This is a genomic window from Bradyrhizobium sp. LjRoot220, from assembly GCF_964252915.1.
Lineage (GTDB): Bacteria > Pseudomonadota > Alphaproteobacteria > Rhizobiales > Xanthobacteraceae > Bradyrhizobium.
Genome location: NZ_CAXUPS020000005.1, coordinates 15,192 through 35,893 on the forward strand (window position 1 = coordinate 15,192; position 20,702 = coordinate 35,893).

Below are 20,702 nucleotides of genomic sequence, written 5' to 3' on the forward strand. Positions count from 1 at the left end.
TTCGAGGCGCGCAAGAGCGCGCACCTCAGGATGACGACGGTTCGCGTGTCAGACCACATCCCCCTCATACGACGAAATCTCAATCAAACTCCCGTCCGGATCCCGGCAATACACCGAACGCAGCGTGCCGCGGGCGCCTTGCCTGGCGACCGGGCCTTCCTCGATCGCGACGCCGTTCGCCTTGAGATGCGCGACCACCTGCTCGGGTGTGCTCGCGGTCAGGAAGCACAGATCGTCGCTCCCGGCGGCTTCATGATCCGCCGTGAACCACTCGACCTTGTCGGCGTCGCGCGGCCGCACGTTGATCTTCTGAGTGCCGAACAGCAGCGACGTCCGCGGCGTTTTGCCCGGGCCCGGATCGAACACCTTGATCTCCATGCCGAGGATGTTCCGGTACCACTCGGCGGAACGCGCCACGTCGGAGACATTGATCACGAGATGATCGAGCGCGTTCACCTTGACGGACATGTCTCATCCTTATGTAGCGACCGGAGGGCGTTGCGTCGCACTGGCCGCATCGGGGATTGTTTGTTACAACGCGCCCCGTCTTCAGTTCAATAGAAACGGACCGGGTGAACCCGGCCCCCAAGGAGAAGAACTCATGATTTCACGCCGTACCGCGATCTGCCTCACGGCAATCGGCCTTTCGATGACCGCTTCGATCGGCAGCGCCCTGGCGGCGGATTATCCGACGCGGCCGGTCAAGTGGGTGGTCGGATATCCGCCCGGCGGCGCCACCGACATCATCGCGCGGCTGCTCGGCCAGCGGCTTTCGGAGCGGCTCGGCCAGCAATTCGTGATCGAAAACAAGCCCGGCGCCGGCAACAACATCGCGACCGAATCGGTGATCAATGCCGAACCTGACGGCTACACGCTGCTGTTCGTCAACCCGGCCAACTACATCAACGCCTCGCTCTACGCCAACCTGAAATTCAACGTGGTTCGCGACATCGCGCCGATCGCGGCGTTCAATCGCGTGCCGAACGTGATGACGGTCAACAATAACGTGCCGGCGAAGACGGCTGCCGAGTTCATCGCCTATGTGAAGGCCAATCCGGGCAAGGTGAACCTGGCGTCATCGGGCAACGGCACCTCGGTGCATCTGTCCGGTGAAATGTTCATGATGATGTCGGGCGCCAAGATGCAGCACGTTCCCTATCGGGGTGCTGCGCCCGCGATCACCGATCTGCTCGGCGGTCAGGTTCAGCTGATCTTCGACAACATGCCCTCGATCCTCCAGCATGTCCGCGCCGGGTCGGTGCGGGCGCTGGCGGTGACCTCGACGGTACGGTCCTCGCTGCTGCCCGACGTGCCGGTCCTCGCCGACACCATCCCGGGTTACGAGGCGAGCGCGCTGTTCGGCGCGGGTGCCCCGAAGAACACGCCAAAGGAAATCATCGAGAAGCTGAACAAGGAGATGAACGCGGTGCTGGCAGAGCCTGCGATCAAGGCGAGGCTGATCGACCTCGGCGGTGAGCCGCTGATCGGCACGCCGGAGGATTTCGGCAAGATGATCGTGGCCGAAACCGAGAAGTGGAAGAAAGTAATCGACAGCGCCAATATCGAGAAGGTGCAGTAAGGCGCCGCGCGGAACCTGCTCCGGGTCGCGAGGTTTTGACCTGATGCGACCCGGCGATGCGGTATGATCGCGGTGAAGGAGATTGATCATGCGCAATGCAACGGTAGCGATATTTGCTTTGTCGGCGGCCATCGCCGGCTCGATGGCCAGCGCGACGCCTGCCGCCGCTTACGATTACCCCTATTGTGTTCAGGGCCGGGGCGTCGGCGTTCCCGGCGACTGTTCTTACCAGACCTATCAGCAATGCATGGCCTCGGCCTCCGGCCGCGGGGTTTATTGCAATATCAATCCGCGCGCGGCATTGAACCAGCAGCCGCGGCGCGGCCGGGTCTATCGGGATTACTGATCCAGAAAAATGACGGTCAGGCGCTTGACGGCTGTTCGTTTGCGCCTATACTAAACCTAATGGTTAAGTATCAAGAAAGCGTCCTGGACCGCACCTTTGCCGCGCTCGCCGATCCCACGAGGCGCGCACTGGTGGCGCGGCTCGGCGAGCGCCAAAGCCTTTCGGTGAGCGAGCTCGCGCAGCCCTTTGCGATGTCGCTGCCGGCGATCATGAAGCATCTCGACGTGTTGTCGGATGCCGGCCTGATCGAGCGCGAGAAGACCGGCCGCACCGTCGCGTGCCGATTGACCGCCAGGCCTATGGAGCAGGCGATGGAATGGTTGAACCGTTACCAGCGCTTCTGGTCCGACAATCTCGACCGCCTTGCAGCTTTTGTGGAGGAAGACCCATGGCCACCCAGTCAAGCATCCAGTCAAGCCCTGCCCGCGACGCCGGTTTCGCGACCAAACCAAGCCTCACCCTCAAACGTCGTATCAATGCGGCGCCCGCGAAAGTCTACGCCGCGTGGACCGACCCGGAAAAACTAGCTGCATGGTTCGGAATGCCTGCGAAGATGCAGGAAGGGTCGCTGCGGGCGGAGACGGATCCGCGCATTGGCGGCCGCTACCGGATCAGCTTCACCGGCATCGACGGCGAGCACTTCCAGGTCGGCGGTATCTATCGCGACATCGTGCCGGACGAGCTGTTGGTGATGAGCTGGGCCTGGCATTCGACGCCGGAACGCGAATCGCTGCTGACGATTTCGCTCAAGCCCGACGGCGCCGGCACGCTGCTGACGCTGCATCATGAGCAGTTTTTCGACCAGGCCGCGCGCGACGGTCATGAGAAGGGCTGGACTGAATTGCTCGGTCAGCTCGAACAATTTTTTGCACACTGAAACGTCGACACCGGAGTCGCCCATGCAACCGCACAATATCGTCTCTCGCGAGGCGTGGATCGCCGCGCGCAAGGTCCATCTCGCGCGTGAGAAGGAGCTGACGCAGGCCCGCGAGCGCCTCAGCGAAGAACGCCGCGCGTTGCCGTGGGTCAAGGTCGACAAGGATTATGTGTTCGACGGGCCCGGCGGCCAGGTGACGCTGGCCGACCTGTTCAGGGGGCGCAGCCAGCTCGTGGTGCAGCATTTCATGTTCGCGCCCGACTGGGAGGCGGGCTGCAAGAGTTGCTCGTTCTGGGCGGACGGATTCGAGCGCATGATCCCGCATCTTGCCGCGCGCGACACCACGCTGGTCGCGATTTCGCGTGCGCCGGTTGAAAAACTTGCCGCGTTCAAGGCGCGGATGGGCTGGAGCTTCGATTGGCTGTCGTCGGGAAACAACGATTTCAATTACGATTATGAAGTGTCGTTTACGCCGCAGGCGCTCGAGTCGGGCGACAACCGGTATAATTTCGGCACCACACGCTTCGGCACGGAGGAAGCGCCCGGCATCAGCGTGTTCTATCGCGACGAGGCCGGGACCATCTTCCATACCTATTCCTGCTTCGCGCGCGGTCTCGACATGATGAACGCCGCCTATCATTATCTCGACCTGACGCCGCTCGGTCGTCACGAGGATGAACTGCCATATCCGATGGACTGGGTGCGGCTACGTGACCAATACACACCGGCGCCGATTCAGGCATCCTGCTGTCACTCCTAACAGAAGTCGTCGCTTGCGTTCCTCGCAATGACGCGAACAATCAGAGGGAAGTAGACCCATGGCCTATGTCGACGGATTCATCGTCGCAGTTCCAAAGAAGAACATCGCGGCCTATCGCAAGATGTCCACCAAGGCCGGCAAGATCTGGCGCGAATACGGCGCGCTGGATTACCGAGAATGGGTCGCCGACGACGCCCCGGTCGGCAAGGTCACTTCGTTTCCGCGCAGCGTCAAACAGAAGCCGGGCGAGACCGTGGTGTTCGCCTGGATCACCTACAAGTCACGGGCGCAGCGCGACAAGATCAACGCCAAAGTGATGGCGGATCCCAGGCTCAAGTCGTCGATGGGCGATATGAAGTCGATGCCGTTCGACGCCAAGCGGATGATCTATGGCGGGTTCAAGAGCCTGGTGAAGGTCTAGGCCGTCGCGGCGGCATGCCACTGCGCGGAATTGCGGTGGCGGCTGCTGTCGAAGGCAATGCATAGCTTTGGAATGCAGGAGCCCTCGCAAGGCTGCGGATAACTGGCCGCGCCTGCTGGACGGCGGCCCCGGCAACCAAATACTCTTGGCCTCGACCGCACAGAACAAAAAGAACCGTCGCGGTCAGAGGCGTCGGCGTGAGCATACAGGTTGCGATACTGAAGGTCTTGGCCAGTCACGGCAACGGCCGGGCCACGCTTGCTTCACTCAGGCGAGACATCATCCTTCTCTCCGCCAGCGGCCCGGACTGGGACGCGCGCATCAAACGCCTGGCCCGCCGTGTCCGCGAGATCGATATCTTCGGCGCCGGCCACGTGCTGCGCGACGACGAGGGCTGGCAAATCACGGCCGCAGGCCGCGACTTTCTCGCTGCGCTCGAAGCCGTGAGCCAGGATAACCAGCCGGCTGAAACGGATTTTCCTTCATCGCACGAGGTCGATGGCGCCGGGCGCCGCCAAGGTGCGCTGATCGTCGTCGGTCACCGTTTCAAGAACCGGATCCGCAGGGATCGTGATCCCGCCCAGCTTCAGATGGATAAGCGCCGGCGTCCGCGACACGATTCAAACGTGTGACCGTCCCGACAATGTCGCGCGACCGTCAGTCCGCGGTCGAAACCAGCTCGAAAATTTTACCGGAATCATAGGCAGCCAGCGCCCGCTCGGCGGTATGCTTGACCACGCGTTCCCTGGCGTCCTCATCCTCGATGTCGAAATCCATCCGGTAGATCGCCGCGACGATCTTCGCGTCCGTTGCACTGATGCGCCACGCCATCAGGCTGACATTGGAATTCGTTCGGTCGGAGAGGTAGGAGATGAGCACGTCCTTGCCGTTCGGCCGCTGCAGGATGTGAAGCTTGGCTTTGGGATTGTCGGCCTTGATCGATTTGACGAGTTTGCCGACCTGCGTCTCGAACGGCGCAGGGTCCGAGATCGCGCGAACCGTCAGCGTTTCCGCAACGCCGTCGTTCTTCCGGCCATATTCGATGAACCGGTCGCTGCCGGCATTGCCCGCGCGAAGCCGCTGCAACGTGTTGCCGGCGAAATCCAGCGACAACGGTGCCGCGTTCGAAACGCCGCATGTCAGCGCCAGCACGGCGGCAACGAACAATCCGCGCGCCGTCCTGCGCATCAGAATGCCTTCGATAGTATCTGGAGCAGCGACGTCGCAATCAGGCTGATTCCGGCGATGCGGGAGAGCCTGCCCCAGCTTTCCTTCCAGGCGATCCATTCCAGGTGCTTCGGGCCGGCCGGTACGGGACGCCAGCCGTAATAGAGCGCGAGGATTCCGGCCGCGAAGGTAATGCAGGCATCGATTGATTGGGCTAGGGCCATCGTGTCATCTCCGAATGAGCCTCTTGGTCGGAGATGGTCCGCGGCAGGTTCAATCAGCTTGCGGGTTCAATCCGCAGGATTTCCCGGCAGGCCGGCGAATCGACCCGGCTCGCCCCAGGTGAATGCAACCATCGAACCCGCGCGCAGCCAGCCGCCGGCATGCATTTCGTCGTCACGACGGTCTCGCCTGCGCCTCGAGGTGCCGGCTATAGCGCGACATGGCAAAGCAAAAGGCGAAATAGATCAGGCTGACGAAGATGTAGACTTCGACACTGAAGGATTGCCAGGCGGGATCGATGATCGAGGTCTTGGCGGTCGTCAACAGATCGAAGATACCGATGATCAGGACCAGGCTGGTGTCCTTGAAGAAGGCGATGAACGTATTCACCAGTGGCGGGATCACGTGGCGGATCGCCTGCGGCAGGATGACCAGGCCGTTCTTCTTCCAGTAGGACAGCCCGAGCGCGTCGGCGGCGTCGTATTGCCCGCGCGGCACGGCCTGCAGGCCGCCGCGAATGACTTCAGCGAGATAGGCGCCGGCGTACAGCACGAACGCGATCTGGGCCCTGAGCAGCTTGTCGATATTGACGCCGTCGGGCATGAACAGCGGAAACATCACGCTCGCCATGAATAAGAGGCTGATCAAGGGAACGCCGCGGATCAGCTCGACATAGAGCACGCAGAGCGAGCGGATCGCGGGCAGTTTCGAACGGCGGCCCAATGCCACGAGGATGCCGAGCGGGAAACCAAAGGCGAGCCCGAAGGTCGCCAGAATCAGCGTCACCGGCAATCCGCCCCAGCGATCCTGCGAAACGTACGTCAGATCGAAAATGCCGCCCCACATCAGGACGCCGATCAGCGCCAGTGCGCCGATCCACAGCAGAACGAGGTTGCGGCCCCAGAAGCTGCGGCGGGTCGAAAGGTAAAACAGCGCGATGAATGCCAGCGTCGCCAGCGCCGGACGCCATTGCTCACTGAAGGGATAGGTGCCGAACAGGATGAAGCGATATTTTTCCGGGATCACGGCCCAGCAGGCGCCGATGCCGCGGAGCGCCCGGCACGGGCCGGTCTGGTCACCCGAGACGATCCAGATCGCGTTCACATAGCCCCACTGCACGAGGCTGAGGAGCGCCTTGCCGAGCACCGCGATCAGCAGCAGCGAGATGATGGACGAGGGGATCGACGGAAACAGGTTGGCGCGCAGCCATCCGATGATGCGGCCGGACAGCGTCCTGCGGTATTGCGGCCGGCCGAGCGGCAGCGGATTTTCCGGGGCTGATGTCATCGACGTCATGGCATCATCGCTCCACCAGCGCGATGCGCGCGTTGTACCAGTTCATGAACAGGCTGATGCCGAGGCTGATGGTGAGGAACACCAGCATGATCAGCGCAATCGCCTCGATCGCCTGCCCGGTCTGGTTCAGCGTCGTGTTCGCGATCGACACGATGTCCTGGTAACCGACCGCGACCGCCAGCGAGGAATTCTTGGTCAGGTTCAGATACTGGCTGGTCATCGGCGGGATGATGACGCGCAACGCCTGCGGCAGCACGATGTGGCGCAGCATGAAGCTGCGGCGCAGCCCGAGCGCCTTCGCCGCGTCCCACTGGCCGATGTGGACGGCCTGGATGCCGCTGCGCACGATTTCTGCAATGAAGGCCGAGGTATAGGTGACGAGCGCGATCAGCAGCGCGAAATATTCCGGCGCCAGCGTCAGTCCGCCGACGAAATTGAAGCCGCGCAATTCCGGCAGCGTGATGCGCCAGGATGCACCGAGTGCCCATGACAGCAGCGCCGGAAGCGCGACCAACAGCGCCAGCGCGTGAGGCCAGACGTGGCGCGTCCGGCCGTCCGCCATCTGCTGCGCGATCAGCCGCCGTCGTATGAAGTACAACGCGATCAACCCAAGCACAGCTGTGCCGATCACCCAGAGGTTGGCTTCCTCGATCGGGATCGACGGCAGCACCAGCCCGCGGTTGGAAAGAAAGACGCCGTCGACCGGTTTCCAGGCGGTGCGCGCCGCGGGCAGGCCCTGCATCAGCACGTACCAGAACAATAATTGCAGCAACAACGGGACGTCGCGCAGCACTTCGACGTAAACCGCCGCCAGCCGCGACAGCAGCCAGTTCGAGGATAGCCGCGCAATTCCGACCAACGTTCCGAGCACGGTCGCGAGCACGACGCCGATGACGGCGACGCGCAGCGTATTGACGATGCCGACAAGGAACGCGCGCGCATAGGGATCTCTCGGGCCGTAGGCGATCCAGCTGTCGGCAATGGGCATTCCCGCCTCGCGGCCGAGAAATGCAAACCCGGTCGAGATGCGGCGGACCGAGAGATTGTGCAACGCGTTCGACCACAGCCAGCCGACGGCGGCAATCGCGATTCCCACCACCAATAGCTGCCAGAGCAATCCGCTCAGGCGCCGCCTGTCCTGCAGAAAGCGCCACAGCGCGCGACGCGCGGATTCGAGGGTCGATATCGTCACGGCATAAGAATCCTTATTGCAGCAGCGATCTTCGGCTATCCGTCGGAATGTTTCATATGTTGCATCAAAACTGAGATTGTGCAACATATGTTTCATGGCTCAGCCGCAACTGAAATCCTCCCCGCTGAACGAGCTGTGCAGCGCGTTGCCGTCATTGCCGGCGCGGTTGCAGCAGGTCGGGCGGTTTGTCGCCGCCAACGATTATGACGCCACGACGCGTTCGATGCGTGATCTGGCCGCCGAGGCGGGCGCCGATCCCGCCGCGTTCACGCGGCTTGCAAAAGCATTGGGTTATTCCGGGTGGGACGGCCTGCGCGCCGCCCTGACCGAGGCGCGCCGGCCGGCGCCGCCATCGCCGTTTTCGGGCCGCACCAAGCAGCGGCGAAGTGGTCCCAATTCCGACGTTGCGCTGGTTGCTGCCAAACTGGAAGCCGAAGCCGCAGGCCTCGCGCGCATCGAAGCCGGTTCGATTGCCGGTGCGGCGAGGGCCCTGCACGGCGCGCGACGGATATGGATCGCCGGCTTCCGAAGCTGCCGCAGCGTGGCAGAGCTGCTCAATTATCAGCTGCGTTTGTTCCGGCCCAACGACGTGCAACTGGTCGGCGGCTCAGGTCCGGAGGATCTCGATCTCGGCGCTTTCCACAAAGGCGATGCGGTCGTCGTGACGGGCTTTGCCCCTTACTCCACCGTAAGCGTGCTGTCGGCGCGCGCGGCGCATCAATCCGGCGCCACGCTGATCGCGATTGCCGACACCGTGACGGCGCCGATGGCGGAGGGGGCCGACCATCTGCTGTTGTTCGAAGCGGCGGCGTCGCCGGGATTCTTTCCAAGCCTGACGGGGGCGATCGCCATCGCGCAGTCGCTTGCGGCGGTCACGTTCGCGCTCGGCGGATCAGTTGCAAAGCGTCGGCTGGAGGAAACTGAAATACGCCTCGCCGCGATGTCGCAATATGTCGCCGAGAAGGGTTGAAAACCATGGCCAGTCAAAAGAGCCGCGTGCTGCATCGTAGTTTGCGCGAAACACCGCCCCGGGCCGTCGGCGGCGAAGGCATGTGGCTGATTGCCGAGGACGGACGCCGGATTCTGGATGCGTCTGGCGGTGCTGCGGTCTCCTGCCTCGGTCATCAGCATCCGCGCGTGCTCGAAGCGATGGCGCGGCAGGCCTCGAAGCTGGCCTATGCGCACACTGGCTTCTTCTCGTCGGAGCCGGCCGAGGCGCTGGCCGAGCATCTGCTCGGCGACGAGCCCGGCGGTCTGGCCTATGCGTATTTCGTCAGCAGCGGATCGGAAGCGATCGAGGCCGGCATCAAACTGGCGCGGCAATATTTTATCGAGCGCGGCGAGCCGCAGCGCCAGCGCTTCATCGCCCGCCGCCAGAGCTATCACGGCAATACGCTCGGCGCGCTCGCCGCCGGCGGCAACGCCTGGCGGCGCGAACCCTATGCGCCGCTGCTGTCGCAGGCCTTCAGTCATGTGACGCCGGCTTTTGCCTATCATGAAAAGCGCGACAATGAATCCGATCAGGATTTTGTGGCGCGGCTGGCGGCCGAGCTGGAGGCCGAATTCCAGCGTCTTGGCCCCGACACGGTGGCGGCGTTTATCGCCGAACCGGTGGTGGGCGCCACCGCCGGATGCGTGCCGGCGCCGGAGGGATATTTCCGCAGCATTCGCGACATCTGCAACCGGCACGGCGCGCTGCTCATTCTCGACGAGGTGATGTGCGGCATGGGACGCACCGGCACGCTGCATGCGTGGGAGCAGGAAGGCATCGCGCCCGACATCCAGGCGATCGCCAAGGGGCTGGGCGGCGGCTACCAGCCGATTGGCGCCATGCTCGCGAGCGGGGCTGTTATCGATACCATCCGGCAGGGCTCGGGCGCGTTCCAGCACGGCCATACCTATCTCGCGCACCCGATCGCCTGTGCCGCGGCGCTCGGGGTGCAGCAGGTGATCCGCGAGGAGCACCTGCTCGACAATGTGAAAGTTCTTGGCGCGCATCTCGAGCGCCGGCTGACCGAGCGCTTCGGCAATCACCGGCATGTCGGCGACATCCGCGGCCGCGGCCTGTTCCAGGCCATCGAGCTGGTGGCCGACCGGGCGACGCGAACGCCGTTCGATCCCACGCTCAAGCTCCATCAGCGGATCAAGGCCGCGGCACTCGAAGGCGGGCTGGCCTGCTACCCGGCGGGCGGGACCATGGACGGTCGCCGCGGTGACCATGTGCTGCTTGCGCCGCCCTACATCGCAACGACGGAAGATATCGACATGATCGTCGACCGATTGGGCCACGCCGTCGACATCGCATTGAAGTCTGTTGATCACCAGGAGGAGCAGAGATGAAGAGAATTGTCATCGCGATTGGTTTGCTCGCTATTTCGCTTGCGGCCGCGCCCGCGGCCACACTCGACACCGTCAAGCAACGCGGCACGCTGGTCTGCGGCGTCAGCGCCGGCTTTGCCGGTTTCTCCACGCCGGACTCCCAGGGCAATTATAAAGGCCTCGACGTCGACTATTGCCGCGCGCTCGCCGCGGGCGTGCTCGGTGACGCCAGCAAGGTGCGCTACGTCGCACTGACCGCGCAGAACCGGTTCACCGCCCTGCAATCGGGCGAGATCGACGTGCTCTATCGCAATTCCACGCAGACCTATCTGCGCGGCGCCACGCTCGGCCTGCGGCAGGGGCCGGTCAATTTCTACGACGGGCAGGGTTTCCTGGTGAAGCGCGACAGCGGCGTCAAGGAGCTGAAGGATCTGAAGGGCGCCACGGTCTGCGTCGCCCAGGGCACCACCCATGAGGTGACGCTCGGCGATTACGGCCGCGCCAACGGCATCGACTGGAAGCCGCTGGTGTTCGACCGCACCGACACGATGTACCAGACCTTTTTCGGCGGCCGCTGCGATGTCATGACCCAGGATGCCTCGGCGCTGGCGGGCGCGGTAACCACGGCGGCACCGAATCCCGCCGACTATGTCGTGCTGCCGCAGACCATCAGCAAGGAGCCGCTCGGGCCGTTCACGCGCAACGGCGACGAAGTGTGGTCGGACATTATCACCTGGCTTCATTATGGTCTCGTCGAAGCGGAAGAACTCGGCGTGACATCCGCCAATGCCGACGAAATGGCAAAATCGGGCGCGCCGGCGACCCAGCGCCTGCTCGGCAGCGCCGGCGACCTCGGATCGCGGCTCGGCCTCGACAACAAATGGATGCTGCTGGCGATCAAGGCGGGCGGCAACTATGCCGAAATCTTCGAGCGCAACGTCGGCAAGGCCAGCCCGATGAAGCTCGATCGCGGCTTGAACGCAACCTGGAACAAGGGCGGGCTGATGTACGCGCTCCCCTTCAAGTAAGCGTTGCCGTTCAAGTGAAGTATCGTCTCTTCAGGTAGGGCATGGCGGCGGCGCACCGGGTTGACACCGATCGCGCCGCCGCCACACTGGCCGACATGCGCATTACCCTCATCCACGCCCTGAAACACTCGATCGTGCCGATCGAGGCCTCGTTTGCAAGACTTTGGCCCGACGCCCGGCTGATGAATTTGCTGGACGACAGCCTCTCGGCCGATCTGGCGCGCGATGGCCAACTTACCGACGCCATGACCGAGCGTTTCCTGAAACTCGGGCGCTACGCGGCGGACACCGGTTCGGACGCGATCCTGTTCACCTGCTCGGCGTTCGGTCCCTGCATCGAAGCCGTTGCACGCGCGCATGCGCCGATGCCGGTGCTGAAGCCGAACGAGGCGATGATCGAGCAGGCCGTCACCAGGGGCCGCAAAATCGGCCTGCTGTCGTCGTTTCCACCGACGCTGGCGTCGATGCCGCGGGAATTTCCGGCGTCGATCGAGTTGGTGCCAAAACTGGCGGAAGGCGCCATGGCCGCGCTCGACCGCGGCGATCGCGCCACCCATGATCGCCTGGTGGTGGAGGCGTCCAAAGATCTGCGGGATTGCGACCTGATCGCGCTCGCCCAATACAGCATGGCGCCCGCGGCCGACATGGTTGCCGAGGCCACCGGCCGTCCGGTCGTCACCACGCCGGACAGCGCGGTGCTGAAGCTTAAGCAAATGCTGCGCGGCTAGCTAGCCGCGCTCAACCCGACTTCTTGGCCGCTTTCTTCTTGGCCTTCTTGGCAGCCTTTGCAGGCTGCTTCTCAGCCTTCTTCTCAGCCTTCTTGGCGAACTTCATCGCCGCGATTTCGTCCGCGGCGTTTTTGACTGCCCGCGCGTAGCTGTCGGCGGCATTGTCGGCGGAGTTCTGCAGCCGTTTCGCCGCCGCCGTGCCATGGAGCATCGCGCTCTGGGCCAACAGCTTGAACCGCGCCTTGGCTTCCTTGTCCTTGGCCGAGGCGGCCTTGGCTATGAACAGGCCTTGCCGCTTTTTGGCGGCGGCCATCAGGCTCTTGTTCTGTGCTTTGGCGAGTTGTCTGATAACGGTATCTAGATCGGCTTCGGCCATTCCGGGTCACTCATCGCTAGGCTGCGTGACCCCGGGGACAGGAGATCGGGGGCACTATACTGACGCACCCGACGCGAATAGAACGCGCGACCGTTGCCTTCATGGAGCAAGGATGGGTACTTCACCCTTGCTTACCCAAGTTTTATTGGAATTGCCAGCCGCCGGCTTACCGGGGGATCGCAGGCCAAGCAGTACCCGGGATGGCGCCTGTCACCGCTTGCGTCATGCCTTCAGTTCTCCTGCTGAGGACCTTGGTCGGCCTAGTCTCGACGGCCACTCCTTATCCGTCGCCGACCATCAAGCCCGCACCGCCAAACGGAGCCGCACGATTATCCGGCGATGCGATCGTTCTGCTGGCGCGCGCCGCCAAGCCCGGCTTCGACATCGCCCAATTGAATCCGCCGAGCGAGACCCGCAACACATGGCGTGTCCTGTTGCGCCCGCCGGGCTCCGATCCAGCCCTTCGCACCTGCGGCGCAATCTGGCTTGATCCTTGGACGGGTGCACTCGTGCACGACCGCACGCCCGATTCCATGTCGCTGGGCGACCGCTATTTGACCGAACAGCTCTGGCTCCATAACGGATCGACTTTCGGCTTGCTCGGCCGTCTTGTTGTCTTTGCCTCCGGCTTCGTGCCGTTCATTCTCTTCGTCACAAGCTTCCAGGTTTGGCGGTCCAAACGGAGTCGCGGAGCAGGAAGAAGCAGCGCGCGAAGCTCGTGATCTTCTTGGGCATGCGCCGTCATGAGATAACGCAAGAACCGTTGCGGCTCAGTGAAGCGAAGTCACACCACAGGATGATGGCGGCCGTCTCATCGAGGTGGCGCGGCCATCCTGGTCACTGTAGGAAAAGGCCTGCCAAGTTCACGAGGCTCAGTCCCGCAAGAACGACGCCAACCAAGGTCAATGTGACGCGCGCTGACAGGATGCGCAAGAGATAGCCGGCAAGCGGTGCAGCCAGCGCGCCGCCGATGATAAGTCCGAGCACGAGCTGGCCATACAGCGCGAAATCCAGCTTCGTCAGAAAGGCGGCTGAAACGCTCAAAGTGACAAAAAACTCGGCCACATTCACCGAACCCACCGTGCGGCGTGGATTGTCGCCGGCGGCAACCAGCGTCCCGACGACCAGCGGTCCCCAGCCGCCACCCCCAATCGCATCCAGAAAGCCGCCGCAGGCGCCCACGAGTGGTGTCGGCGGCCGCCACTGCTCCAGCCTCCATCCGGCCACGCGTGCGAGGATCATCACTGACATGGCGCTCAGATAAACTGTGACAGCCGGCTTGACGATGGTTTCGGGAAGGCCGGTCAGAACATAAGCGCCGAAGACACCGCCGCAGACGCCGGCGATCGCCACCTTGAAGAATAATCTCCAGTCGACATTCCTGTTCCAGACATGCGATACGCCCGAAATGGCGGTGGTGACGACTTCCGCGGCATGAATGGCTGCACTCGCAATGACGGGAGAAACCCCTGTGGCAATCAGGCTCGAGCTTGCGATCACGCCGAACGCCATGCCGAGAGCCCCGTCGACCATCTGCGCGACAAAGCCGATCACGATCAGAATGAGGAACTGAACATCCATCGATTGGCAATCCGCAGCCCGGGTCCCGCGTGGTCACGTGTTATAGAGAAGACGTGCCTCCCTCGTCAGGTTTCGATGGCGGCTTTGATACGTTAGTGCAAGGCGGTGAGCGCTCACCGGGACGACCGGCAGCAAATTTCACGTGCGGCTATCGGCGGCTAGATGCGGCGCTTAAGCGCCGATCGGCAACGATGTCATGTAAAATCGCAAATGGCGCACCCGACACGATTCGAACGTGTGACCTTTGCCTTCGGAGGGCAACGCTCTATCCAGCTGAGCTACGGGTGCAGTGGGGCTTCATTTAGCCGATTGGTCCGGTGACGGCAACGGCCTTTGGGGGCGGAAAAGCTCAGTTGGCGGAGGCGTTATCGCCGAACCGCTGCCGGTAGACGCGGATATAGGCCAGGGCCGCCGGCTTGAGGTGGCGCCGTGTCAGCATGATCAGCTCGTCGCGACGCGAATTCTGCAGCGCCTCGATCATCGCGATATGATCCCGGCGCGCGCTGTCCAGCGCTCCCGGGTCGGCATAGGCGCATGACCGGATGCCGGAAACCTTTTGCGCCAGGTATTCAATGGTTTCGATCAGGCAGATGTTGCCGCACAGGCCGAACAGCACACGGTGGAATTGGACGTTGCTGTGGAACACCGCGAGCAGGTCCCCGGCATCGACCGCCTTGCCGTGCTCGCGCTGGATCGTCTCGAGTTTGACGATATCCGCGGCGGCTACCGGAAACGGCAGGATGCGCACCGCCATTACCTCGAGTTCCTCGCGCACGTCGTAGATGCCCTGCACCTCCAACGGCTTGAGATCGCGCACGATCGCGCCGCGGTTCGGGATGCGTTCGACGATGCCCATCTTTTCCAGTTCGAACAGCGCGAGCCGGACGTCGCCGCGATGGGTGTCGAAGTCCGCGCACAGATCCTGTTCGACCAGCCGCTCGCGCGGATGCCGCCGGCCGAGCACGATGTCTTCCTGAAGTTTTCTGGCAATCAGCTCGGCGATCGATAGCTCGCGCACCGAAGGCTCAGCCATCGTTGGTGAAATGCCGGGGAGGTTCGCGTCGTCCCTGCGGGACGGCGGTTTCCGGGTGGTCTTTGCGGTCGCCATGGCCCAATTTGCCATCATCGCCGTTCGTATACAATATGAAAAACTATCTTGTATACAATCTTGAAGCAGTTGATAATGACCCTCGCCGGCGTGCCCGGCGCACGATCAGCCGACAAAAGCGGCGACGACAGCAGGGGAGGAATTCAATGTCCGTTTCACGGTATCTGCCGCTTGCGCGCGGCATTCTGCTCGGCGCAGCACTTGCGATGGCCTCAACGGCGGCGCTCGCGCAGAAGCGCGAGTTTTCGTTCGCCTACGACCAGCCGAAGAACAGCGGCTACGGCATCGGCGCCGAAATGTTCAACAAGAAGCTCGGCGAGCTCAGCAAGGGCACGCTCTCGATCAATCAATATCCCGGCGCCCAGCTCGGCACCGAGGCGCAGACCCTGCAAAAGGTGCAGACCGGCGACATCGACTTCGTGATGCTGTCGACCGCCAACGCCTCGACCGCGCAGCCGGAGTCCGGCGTATTTTCGATCCACTTCATCTTCCGCAACGAAGCCCACGCCATCAAGGTGCTTGGCGATCCCACCGTGATCGCGGCGATGAAGGAACTCTACGCAGCCAAGATGAAGGGCGCGCACATGCTCGGGCTGGGATCGCAGGGCCTGCGGCACATGTACGGCAAGAAGCCGGTGGAGAAGGTCGCGGATATCAAGGGCGCCAAGGTTCGCGTGCAGGCGACCGTCACCGAAGATACGCTGTTCCCGGCCTACGGCGCCCAAGTCGTGCATATGCCGTTCGGCGAGGTCTACACCTCGCTGCAGACCGGCGTGGTCGACATGGCCGAAAACGGCATCAACAATTATCTCGTCAACAAGCACTACGAACCCGCGCCCGTGCTTTCGCTCACCGAGCATGAAGCCAACAACGCCGCGTTGTTCGTCAGTGACAAGGTGTGGAGCAGCCTCACCGACGAGCAGAAGAAATGGGTGCAGGCCGCCGCCGACGAGGTCAGCCGCAACGAGCCGGCGGCGGCCTTCAAGCTCGAACACGAAGCGCAGGCCAAGCTGGAGAAGATCGGCGTCAAGGTGGTCAAGACCGTCGACAAATCAGGCTTTGCGCAGATCAGCAAGCCGATTCAGGACAAGCTGGCGTCCGACCTTGGGCCCCACGCCGTGAAGGTCCTCGGCCTGGTGCGCAACATCCAATAATCGACGCGGTTCCGCTGCGGGAAGCTTGGCGCTTCCCGCAGCACCGCTGGCACATTTCCAATTCGAGAATCGACAATGCGCGGGTTCAACAGCCTCGTCCTGGAGGAGCAGCGGCACCTGAAGTGGCGCGGGCTCGACTGGCTCGAACAAGTCTTGATGATTCTATGCGGCGTCGCCATCACCGGATTCTCCGTGCTGGTGATGTGCGACATCGTCACCCGCACCATCGGGCACCCCTGGCTGTGGCTGCAGGAAGCGACGATGACCTTCTTCATCTACGGCATCTTTATCGGCGTCGGCGCCGCCACCCGCCGCAACGATCATCTTTATCTCGCCGTGCTGGCGGAATCGCTGACCGGCAACAAGCGCCTGTTCTTCGAGATCTTCAACCGGCTGGTGGTGCTGGGCGTCGCCTTCTGCATGATCTATTTCGGCTATTTGAACTTTCTCGATGGCTTCAAGAGCCTGCGCATGCCGTCGATGACGCCGCTGTCGAGTCTCTACGCGGCTATTCCGCTGTGCGGTGTCCTGGTTTCCATTTTCATCGTCGAGCAGATGGTCAACGGCTGGACCCATGGCTTCGGCGACGCGTCGCACGCCGACGAGAAGAGGAAAGCGCTGTGACGGCCAATGGCGGACTCATCTTCCTGATGGGATTTCTCTTCCTGTTTCTCGGCTATATGGGCGTGCCGGTGGCGTTCGCGCTCATCGGATCGGTGCTGGTGGTAACGGCGTTCACGCCGGTCAGCCTCGCCTCGATGATGGCGCAGCTCTTCAACGGCATGGATACCGAAGCGCTGCTGGCAATACCGTTCTTCCTGCTGGTCGGCGATCTCATGACGTCGGCCAACGTCACCGTCCGCATGATCGCACTGTCGCAAACCATGGTCGGGCACTTTCGCGGCGGTCTTGCCCAGGTGGTGACGATCTTCAGCATGTTCTTCGCCGGCATCTCAGGCTCCTCCGCGGCCGACGTCGCCATCCTGTCGCGAACGCTGGCGCCGGAGATGAAGCGGGAAGGCTATGATCTGGCCTTCACGGCGGCGCTGATCGCATCGGCTTCCACCATGGCCAACCTCATTCCGCCCAGCATCATGGCGGTGGTGTATGGTGCGACCGGCAACGTCTCGATCGGCGGGCTGTTTCTCGGCGGCGTCGTGCCGGGCGTGCTCGTCGGCATCGGGCTGATGATCTACAGCTATTTCTTCGGACCGGTCGGCATCATGCGCCCGCGCGCCACGTTCGGGCAGTTCAGCACGGCGACCAAACAAGCAGCGATCCCGCTGATGATCCCGCTCATCATCATGGGCGGTATCCTCGGCGGCCAGTTCACGCCAACCGAGGCCGGCATCATCGCCGTGGCCTACATCGTTTTCGTCGCGATCCCGCTGCTTAATCCCCGCCATTACAGGCATTTGCCACGGGATATGGCGATGACGGGATTGCTCTATTCGATACCGCTGATCACCATCGGTGCTGCTTCGGTATTCGGCTGGATGCTGGCCTACCTGCGCGGGCCGGCGGTGGTGTCGGGCTGGATCTCGTCGGCGGCCGGCGGCGATCCCTTCATGATCATGCTGCTGCTGGTGCTGCTGTTCGTCATCGTCGGCGACTTCATCGACGCCATTCCGGCGATCATCATCTTCATGCCGATCATCACCGACCTCACCCAGACCACCGACATCAATCCGGTGCATATGGGCGTGGTCATCATCGTGACCCTGGCGTTCGGGTTGATCACGCCGCCTTACGGATTGGCGCTGCTGATGGCGTCGAAATTCGTCGGCGTCCGGTTCGGCAAGGCGATGTTCGCGTCGCTGCCGATCTATATCGTGTTCTTCGCCGCGATCGCGTTCTGCATCTTCTTCCCCGAAGTCGTGCTGTGGCTGCCCAAGCACCTGCTGCCGGAATCGGTCGGCTGCTTCAAGAACCCCAGCGGCCCGGGCTATCTCTGCCCCTGACGGCAGCCGCGCCTTGGCGCGTGCTTCCGGGGCGGCAATCTCGGGCGTGCTCCGGATGGTCTTCAACTGAGCTGGCCCGCATTCGGCCGAAATGTCCGGCAACAACATTTGGGGTTGGCTGAGACTAAGGTGGGAGGACGGCCGACCTCATTCCCGATCAAAAATGCGACCCATACCCGCCCGATTGGTGCTAGTCTCCGCTTGCTGATCTTCTCAACCATCGAGGGGGACTCCGATGTATAAGAAGGTTCTTCTAGCCTATGACGGCTCCGTCGAGGGCCGGCGCGCCCTGCGGGAGGGCGCCAAGCTCGCGCAAATGTGCCGTGCCGAGGTCTTCCTGCTGGCGGTTGTCGAGGTTTCCTCGATCATGACGCCGGAGGCCGGCCTTACCATTCCGATCGAACTGCAAACCGAGGACTACAAGGCGATCCTGGCCGAGGGCACGGAGCGGCTGAAAGCAGTGGGCTTTACGCCGACCTCGCGGCTCGAGGTGGGAGATGCCGGGCAAAAGATCGCGGAAGTGGCCGAGGAAATCGGCGCGCATCTCGTGGTTGTCGGGCATCGCCCGCAAGGGCCGCTGGCGCGCTGGTTCGGTTCCGTCGGCAGCTATCTGGTCAAGCGGCTGCGCTGCAGCGTGCTGGTCGCCCAGACCGAGATCGGCGACGATGAATTCGAGCGGCTGAAGCCGCCGGCCGAGACGGCTGCCTAGCCGGAGCGGGATGAGATCAGGTTGGACCGTGGCGCGGGAGCACTTGTTCTCGTGTCCCGGAAGGAGGCAGCACGCGGGCTGCGGCCCGGGTCTAGCCTAACTTAGCATGGGGTTGTTTTCGCGATTATGTATCGCGGACCTTTCTCCGGCGGACCGCCCATAACGCCTCGAAGACACGCGTGACCGCCGCTGGCGCTGCGTCGCGGAGACGAGATCGCTACGCCGGCACGATGATCTTGCCGATCGGCCATAGCGCGATGCCGGCCAGCTTGAGATGGGCCCAGGCAAAGGGAATGCCGATGATGGTCACGGCCAGCACGACCGCCGTGACGACATGTCCGAGCGCCAGCCACCATCCCGCCAGCACCAGCCAGATGATGTTGCCGACGACGCCGAGCGGTCCGGTGCCGATATCCTCCTCGCCGGTATAGAGGTCGCGCGACACCGCCCTGAACCCAAACGGGAACAGTGTGTAGGCCGCGATATTGAACGCCGCCCGTGCCCAGGGCAGGCCGATGATGGTGATGGCCATGATGATTGCGGCCACCAGCCAGCCAAACGCCATCCACGCGCCGCCAAGCACGACCCAGAGAATATTCAGAAGCAACGAGACCGGAGACATGGCCCATTTCTACCGTGCCGGGAACGTCATTGGTATCAAAAAAGCCATCAGCTGAATTGATTTGGATCACGATGCGTTCGGAACCCGATTTGCGGTGTGTGCTTTGGACGCTAGACTGCCGCGCAACACGAGCCGGATAAGCCGGCCTCTTCTTCAGGGAGAAGTGTCGATGCGTCCGCTCGAATTCGGCTGGTATCTGCCCACGCATGGCGACACCACGGCCTATGGGTTGATGGAGGCGCAGATCCCGGGCTCGCCCGAGCTTTGCGATCGCGTGGTGCAGGCGGCGGAAGCGGCCGGCTTCGAATATCTGCTGATCCCGGTGGGCGCGGTGTGTTGGGAGGCGTGGATCACCGGCGCCTTCATGGCGGCGCGCTCGTCGACGATCAGGCCGCTGATTGCGGCACGGCCCGGCTATATCAACCCGGTGTTGCTCGCAAAAATGATCTCGACCTTCGACCAGATGTCGGGCGGGCGCATCTGCATCAACCTGATCGCGGGCCAGAACGAGAGCGAGGTCGAAGGCGAGGGCGTGCGTTACGCCAAGGAGGAGCGCTACGCGCTGATGGAGGAGGAGGTCTCGATCCTCAAAGCGCTATGGACCACGCGCGGCCCCGTGACTTTCGAAGGCAAGTTCCACAAACTGTCGGGCGCGCATGTCAGGCCGCGTCCGCTGCAACAGCCGTTTCCAAAATTCTATCTCGGCGGCGGCTCGCGCCAGGCCTGGGAGCTGTCGGCGAAACATTCCGACGTGCATCTGTTCTGGGGCGACCTGCCGGAACGGATCGCCAGCAATATCGCCGAGATCAGGCAGATGGCCCGCGCCCATGGCCGCGAGAGCGACATTGGCTTCGGCATGCGGCTGCAGGTGATTTGTCGCGAAAACGAGGCGGATGCATGGGAGGCCGCGGATCAGCTGGTGCGCCACGCCACCGAACGGCAGAAGCAGGAGATGAAAACGCTCTACAACAAATCGGAAGCGAACCAGCGCGTGCAGCAGCTCGCCCGCGAACATGGCGACCTTCTGATGCCGCATCTATGGACCGGCATCACGAAGGTTCGCCCCGGCGCCGGCATCGCGGTGGTCGGCAACCCCGAGCAATGCGCCGATACGCTGCAGCAGTTCATCGATGCCGGCTGTCATTCGTTCTGCCTGTCCGGTTACCTGCACGACGAGGAGGCCGAGCGTTTCGGGCGGCTGGTCCGCCCCATCCTCGCCGAGAACAATCGGGGCCGCTGGACGGCGTAGGCCGCGT

The 20,702-nt window shown here is 63.0% G+C and carries 26 protein-coding genes and 1 tRNA gene; 17 read left to right on the top strand and 10 right to left on the bottom strand.

Features of this window, described 5'->3' with window-relative positions; all coding sequences use genetic code 11:
* Positions 1-48: 48 nt before the first annotated feature.
* The gene (locus ACSQ84_RS21330) at positions 49-468 is read right to left on the bottom strand and encodes a VOC family protein (protein WP_436213683.1); all 420 of its coding nucleotides are present in this window, start codon (positions 466-468) and stop codon (positions 49-51) included.
* 133 nt (positions 469-601) lie between these two features.
* On the opposite strand from ACSQ84_RS21330, the gene ACSQ84_RS21335 reads away from it, so the two are divergent.
* From ACSQ84_RS21335 to ACSQ84_RS21365, 7 genes are all read left to right on the top strand, one after another.
* Positions 602-1,579 (top strand): Bug family tripartite tricarboxylate transporter substrate binding protein, encoded by a 978-nt coding sequence (locus tag ACSQ84_RS21335; protein ID WP_436213684.1) that lies wholly within the window; start codon positions 602-604, stop codon positions 1,577-1,579.
* Between the two features lie 88 nt (positions 1,580-1,667).
* The gene (locus tag ACSQ84_RS21340; RefSeq protein WP_436213685.1) at positions 1,668-1,925 is read left to right on the top strand and encodes a DUF3551 domain-containing protein; all 258 of its coding nucleotides are present in this window, start codon (positions 1,668-1,670) and stop codon (positions 1,923-1,925) included.
* 59 nt (positions 1,926-1,984) lie between these two features.
* Complete coding sequence (locus ACSQ84_RS21345) at positions 1,985-2,452, top strand: ArsR/SmtB family transcription factor (protein WP_436214075.1); 468 nt, start codon at positions 1,985-1,987, stop codon at positions 2,450-2,452.
* Positions 2,398-2,802: an SRPBCC family protein gene (locus ACSQ84_RS21350; protein WP_436214076.1), complete on the top strand. Its 405-nt coding sequence runs from the start codon at positions 2,398-2,400 to the stop codon at positions 2,800-2,802. Before ACSQ84_RS21345 ends, ACSQ84_RS21350 begins: the two co-directional genes overlap by 55 nt.
* Before the next feature lie 22 nt (positions 2,803-2,824).
* Positions 2,825-3,562, top strand: coding sequence for a DUF899 domain-containing protein (locus ACSQ84_RS21355; protein WP_436213686.1), 738 nt, complete (start codon positions 2,825-2,827; stop codon positions 3,560-3,562).
* Between the two features lie 58 nt (positions 3,563-3,620).
* On the top strand, positions 3,621-3,983 hold the full coding sequence (locus ACSQ84_RS21360; RefSeq protein WP_436213687.1) for a DUF1428 domain-containing protein: 363 nt from the start codon (positions 3,621-3,623) through the stop codon (positions 3,981-3,983).
* A gap of 197 nt (positions 3,984-4,180) precedes the next feature.
* A complete protein-coding gene (locus ACSQ84_RS21365; protein WP_436213688.1) occupies positions 4,181-4,615 on the top strand; it encodes an aminoacyl-tRNA deacylase in 435 nt (144 codons plus the stop codon).
* 25 nt (positions 4,616-4,640) lie between these two features.
* Here the strand turns inward: ACSQ84_RS21365 and ACSQ84_RS21370 are convergent, their stop codons facing one another.
* The 4 genes from ACSQ84_RS21370 to ACSQ84_RS21385 form a co-directional block, all read right to left on the bottom strand.
* A complete protein-coding gene (locus ACSQ84_RS21370) occupies positions 4,641-5,171 on the bottom strand; it encodes a hypothetical protein (RefSeq protein ID WP_436213689.1) in 531 nt (176 codons plus the stop codon).
* On the bottom strand, positions 5,171-5,374 hold the full coding sequence (locus tag ACSQ84_RS21375) for a hypothetical protein (protein ID WP_436213690.1): 204 nt from the start codon (positions 5,372-5,374) through the stop codon (positions 5,171-5,173). The genes ACSQ84_RS21370 and ACSQ84_RS21375 overlap by 1 nt, the downstream gene beginning before the upstream one ends.
* A 172-nt stretch (positions 5,375-5,546) precedes the next feature.
* A complete protein-coding gene (locus ACSQ84_RS21380; protein WP_436213691.1) occupies positions 5,547-6,668 on the bottom strand; it encodes an amino acid ABC transporter permease in 1,122 nt (373 codons plus the stop codon).
* A gap of 4 nt (positions 6,669-6,672) precedes the next feature.
* Positions 6,673-7,854, bottom strand: coding sequence for an amino acid ABC transporter permease (locus ACSQ84_RS21385; protein ID WP_436214077.1), 1,182 nt, complete (start codon positions 7,852-7,854; stop codon positions 6,673-6,675).
* A 100-nt stretch (positions 7,855-7,954) separates the two neighbouring features.
* Between ACSQ84_RS21385 and ACSQ84_RS21390 the strand changes: the two genes are divergently transcribed.
* The 4 genes from ACSQ84_RS21390 to ACSQ84_RS21405 all read left to right on the top strand — a co-directional run bounded on the left by ACSQ84_RS21390 (position 7,955) and on the right by ACSQ84_RS21405 (position 11,935).
* Positions 7,955-8,830 (top strand): MurR/RpiR family transcriptional regulator, encoded by an 876-nt coding sequence (locus tag ACSQ84_RS21390; RefSeq protein WP_436213692.1) that lies wholly within the window; start codon positions 7,955-7,957, stop codon positions 8,828-8,830.
* Between the two features lie 5 nt (positions 8,831-8,835).
* The gene (locus ACSQ84_RS21395) at positions 8,836-10,200 is read left to right on the top strand and encodes an aspartate aminotransferase family protein (protein WP_436213693.1); all 1,365 of its coding nucleotides are present in this window, start codon (positions 8,836-8,838) and stop codon (positions 10,198-10,200) included.
* On the top strand, positions 10,197-11,207 hold the full coding sequence (locus ACSQ84_RS21400) for an amino acid ABC transporter substrate-binding protein (protein WP_436213694.1): 1,011 nt from the start codon (positions 10,197-10,199) through the stop codon (positions 11,205-11,207). Before ACSQ84_RS21395 ends, ACSQ84_RS21400 begins: the two co-directional genes overlap by 4 nt.
* 95 nt (positions 11,208-11,302) lie before the next feature.
* Positions 11,303-11,935 carry an aspartate/glutamate racemase family protein gene (locus tag ACSQ84_RS21405; protein WP_436214078.1) on the top strand — a complete coding sequence of 211 codons (633 nt, stop codon included), beginning with the start codon at positions 11,303-11,305 and terminating at the stop codon, positions 11,933-11,935.
* 10 nt (positions 11,936-11,945) lie between these two features.
* On the opposite strand, the gene ACSQ84_RS21410 is transcribed toward ACSQ84_RS21405, so the two are convergent.
* On the bottom strand, positions 11,946-12,311 hold the full coding sequence (locus ACSQ84_RS21410; RefSeq protein ID WP_436213695.1) for a hypothetical protein: 366 nt from the start codon (positions 12,309-12,311) through the stop codon (positions 11,946-11,948).
* Positions 12,312-12,535: 224 nt separating this feature from the next.
* Here ACSQ84_RS21410 and ACSQ84_RS21415 point away from each other — a divergent pair, with 224 nt between their 5' ends.
* Positions 12,536-13,033 (top strand): PepSY domain-containing protein, encoded by a 498-nt coding sequence (locus ACSQ84_RS21415; RefSeq protein ID WP_436213696.1) that lies wholly within the window; start codon positions 12,536-12,538, stop codon positions 13,031-13,033.
* Positions 13,034-13,148: 115 nt separating this feature from the next.
* Here the strand turns inward: ACSQ84_RS21415 and ACSQ84_RS21420 are convergent, their stop codons facing one another.
* From ACSQ84_RS21420 to ACSQ84_RS21430, 3 genes are all read right to left on the bottom strand, one after another.
* Positions 13,149-13,892 carry a sulfite exporter TauE/SafE family protein gene (locus ACSQ84_RS21420; protein WP_436213697.1) on the bottom strand — a complete coding sequence of 248 codons (744 nt, stop codon included), beginning with the start codon at positions 13,890-13,892 and terminating at the stop codon, positions 13,149-13,151.
* Between the two features lie 211 nt (positions 13,893-14,103).
* Positions 14,104-14,180: transfer RNA gene (locus ACSQ84_RS21425), tRNA-Arg, on the bottom strand.
* Between the two features lie 61 nt (positions 14,181-14,241).
* Positions 14,242-14,925, bottom strand: a complete 684-nt coding sequence (locus ACSQ84_RS21430; protein WP_436213698.1) for a GntR family transcriptional regulator — start codon at positions 14,923-14,925, stop codon at positions 14,242-14,244.
* 221 nt (positions 14,926-15,146) lie between these two features.
* On the opposite strand from ACSQ84_RS21430, the gene ACSQ84_RS21435 reads away from it, so the two are divergent.
* From ACSQ84_RS21435 to ACSQ84_RS21450, 4 genes are all read left to right on the top strand, one after another.
* Positions 15,147-16,154 carry a TRAP transporter substrate-binding protein gene (locus ACSQ84_RS21435; protein ID WP_436213699.1) on the top strand — a complete coding sequence of 336 codons (1,008 nt, stop codon included), beginning with the start codon at positions 15,147-15,149 and terminating at the stop codon, positions 16,152-16,154.
* A gap of 75 nt (positions 16,155-16,229) precedes the next feature.
* Positions 16,230-16,778, top strand: coding sequence for a TRAP transporter small permease (locus ACSQ84_RS21440; protein ID WP_436213700.1), 549 nt, complete (start codon positions 16,230-16,232; stop codon positions 16,776-16,778).
* Positions 16,779-16,804: 26 nt separating this feature from the next.
* Positions 16,805-18,115: a TRAP transporter large permease gene (locus tag ACSQ84_RS21445; RefSeq protein ID WP_436214079.1), complete on the top strand. Its 1,311-nt coding sequence runs from the start codon at positions 16,805-16,807 to the stop codon at positions 18,113-18,115.
* Positions 18,116-18,350: 235 nt separating this feature from the next.
* Positions 18,351-18,824 carry a universal stress protein gene (locus ACSQ84_RS21450; RefSeq protein ID WP_436213701.1) on the top strand — a complete coding sequence of 158 codons (474 nt, stop codon included), beginning with the start codon at positions 18,351-18,353 and terminating at the stop codon, positions 18,822-18,824.
* Between the two features lie 217 nt (positions 18,825-19,041).
* Here the strand turns inward: ACSQ84_RS21450 and ACSQ84_RS21455 are convergent, their stop codons facing one another.
* Positions 19,042-19,446, bottom strand: a complete 405-nt coding sequence (locus ACSQ84_RS21455; RefSeq protein ID WP_436213702.1) for a YccF domain-containing protein — start codon at positions 19,444-19,446, stop codon at positions 19,042-19,044.
* 169 nt (positions 19,447-19,615) lie between these two features.
* Between ACSQ84_RS21455 and ACSQ84_RS21460 the strand changes: the two genes are divergently transcribed.
* Positions 19,616-20,695 (top strand): LLM class flavin-dependent oxidoreductase, encoded by a 1,080-nt coding sequence (locus ACSQ84_RS21460; RefSeq protein WP_436213703.1) that lies wholly within the window; start codon positions 19,616-19,618, stop codon positions 20,693-20,695.
* Positions 20,696-20,702: the final 7 nt, after the last annotated feature.

Bases quoted from the DNA above. Each gene is read 5' to 3' on its own strand.
- ACSQ84_RS21335 (WP_436213684.1), top strand. From the start codon at position 602: ATGATTTCACGCCGTACCGCGATCTGCCTCACGGCAATCGGCCTTTCG.
- ACSQ84_RS21440 (WP_436213700.1), top strand. From the start codon at position 16,230: ATGCGCGGGTTCAACAGCCTCGTCCTGGAGGAGCAGCGGCACCTGAAG.
- ACSQ84_RS21445 (WP_436214079.1), top strand. From the start codon at position 16,805: ATGGGATTTCTCTTCCTGTTTCTCGGCTATATGGGCGTGCCGGTGGCG.
- ACSQ84_RS21455 (WP_436213702.1), bottom strand. From the start codon at position 19,446: ATGTCTCCGGTCTCGTTGCTTCTGAATATTCTCTGGGTCGTGCTTGGC.
- ACSQ84_RS21375 (WP_436213690.1), bottom strand. From the start codon at position 5,374: ATGGCCCTAGCCCAATCAATCGATGCCTGCATTACCTTCGCGGCCGGA.
- ACSQ84_RS21400 (WP_436213694.1), top strand. From the start codon at position 10,197: ATGAAGAGAATTGTCATCGCGATTGGTTTGCTCGCTATTTCGCTTGCG.
- ACSQ84_RS21390 (WP_436213692.1), top strand. From the start codon at position 7,955: ATGGCTCAGCCGCAACTGAAATCCTCCCCGCTGAACGAGCTGTGCAGC.
- ACSQ84_RS21420 (WP_436213697.1), bottom strand. From the start codon at position 13,892: ATGGATGTTCAGTTCCTCATTCTGATCGTGATCGGCTTTGTCGCGCAG.
- ACSQ84_RS21460 (WP_436213703.1), top strand. From the start codon at position 19,616: ATGCGTCCGCTCGAATTCGGCTGGTATCTGCCCACGCATGGCGACACC.
- ACSQ84_RS21340 (WP_436213685.1), top strand. From the start codon at position 1,668: ATGCGCAATGCAACGGTAGCGATATTTGCTTTGTCGGCGGCCATCGCC.
- ACSQ84_RS21415 (WP_436213696.1), top strand. From the start codon at position 12,536: ATGCCTTCAGTTCTCCTGCTGAGGACCTTGGTCGGCCTAGTCTCGACG.
- ACSQ84_RS21370 (WP_436213689.1), bottom strand. From the start codon at position 5,171: ATGCGCAGGACGGCGCGCGGATTGTTCGTTGCCGCCGTGCTGGCGCTG.
- ACSQ84_RS21360 (WP_436213687.1), top strand. From the start codon at position 3,621: ATGGCCTATGTCGACGGATTCATCGTCGCAGTTCCAAAGAAGAACATC.
- ACSQ84_RS21355 (WP_436213686.1), top strand. From the start codon at position 2,825: ATGCAACCGCACAATATCGTCTCTCGCGAGGCGTGGATCGCCGCGCGC.
- ACSQ84_RS21410 (WP_436213695.1), bottom strand. From the start codon at position 12,311: ATGGCCGAAGCCGATCTAGATACCGTTATCAGACAACTCGCCAAAGCA.
- ACSQ84_RS21345 (WP_436214075.1), top strand. From the start codon at position 1,985: ATGGTTAAGTATCAAGAAAGCGTCCTGGACCGCACCTTTGCCGCGCTC.
- ACSQ84_RS21435 (WP_436213699.1), top strand. From the start codon at position 15,147: ATGTCCGTTTCACGGTATCTGCCGCTTGCGCGCGGCATTCTGCTCGGC.
- ACSQ84_RS21405 (WP_436214078.1), top strand. From the start codon at position 11,303: ATGCGCATTACCCTCATCCACGCCCTGAAACACTCGATCGTGCCGATC.
- ACSQ84_RS21380 (WP_436213691.1), bottom strand. From the start codon at position 6,668: ATGACGTCGATGACATCAGCCCCGGAAAATCCGCTGCCGCTCGGCCGG.
- ACSQ84_RS21330 (WP_436213683.1), bottom strand. From the start codon at position 468: ATGTCCGTCAAGGTGAACGCGCTCGATCATCTCGTGATCAATGTCTCC.
- ACSQ84_RS21395 (WP_436213693.1), top strand. From the start codon at position 8,836: ATGGCCAGTCAAAAGAGCCGCGTGCTGCATCGTAGTTTGCGCGAAACA.
- ACSQ84_RS21430 (WP_436213698.1), bottom strand. From the start codon at position 14,925: ATGGCTGAGCCTTCGGTGCGCGAGCTATCGATCGCCGAGCTGATTGCC.
- ACSQ84_RS21450 (WP_436213701.1), top strand. From the start codon at position 18,351: ATGTATAAGAAGGTTCTTCTAGCCTATGACGGCTCCGTCGAGGGCCGG.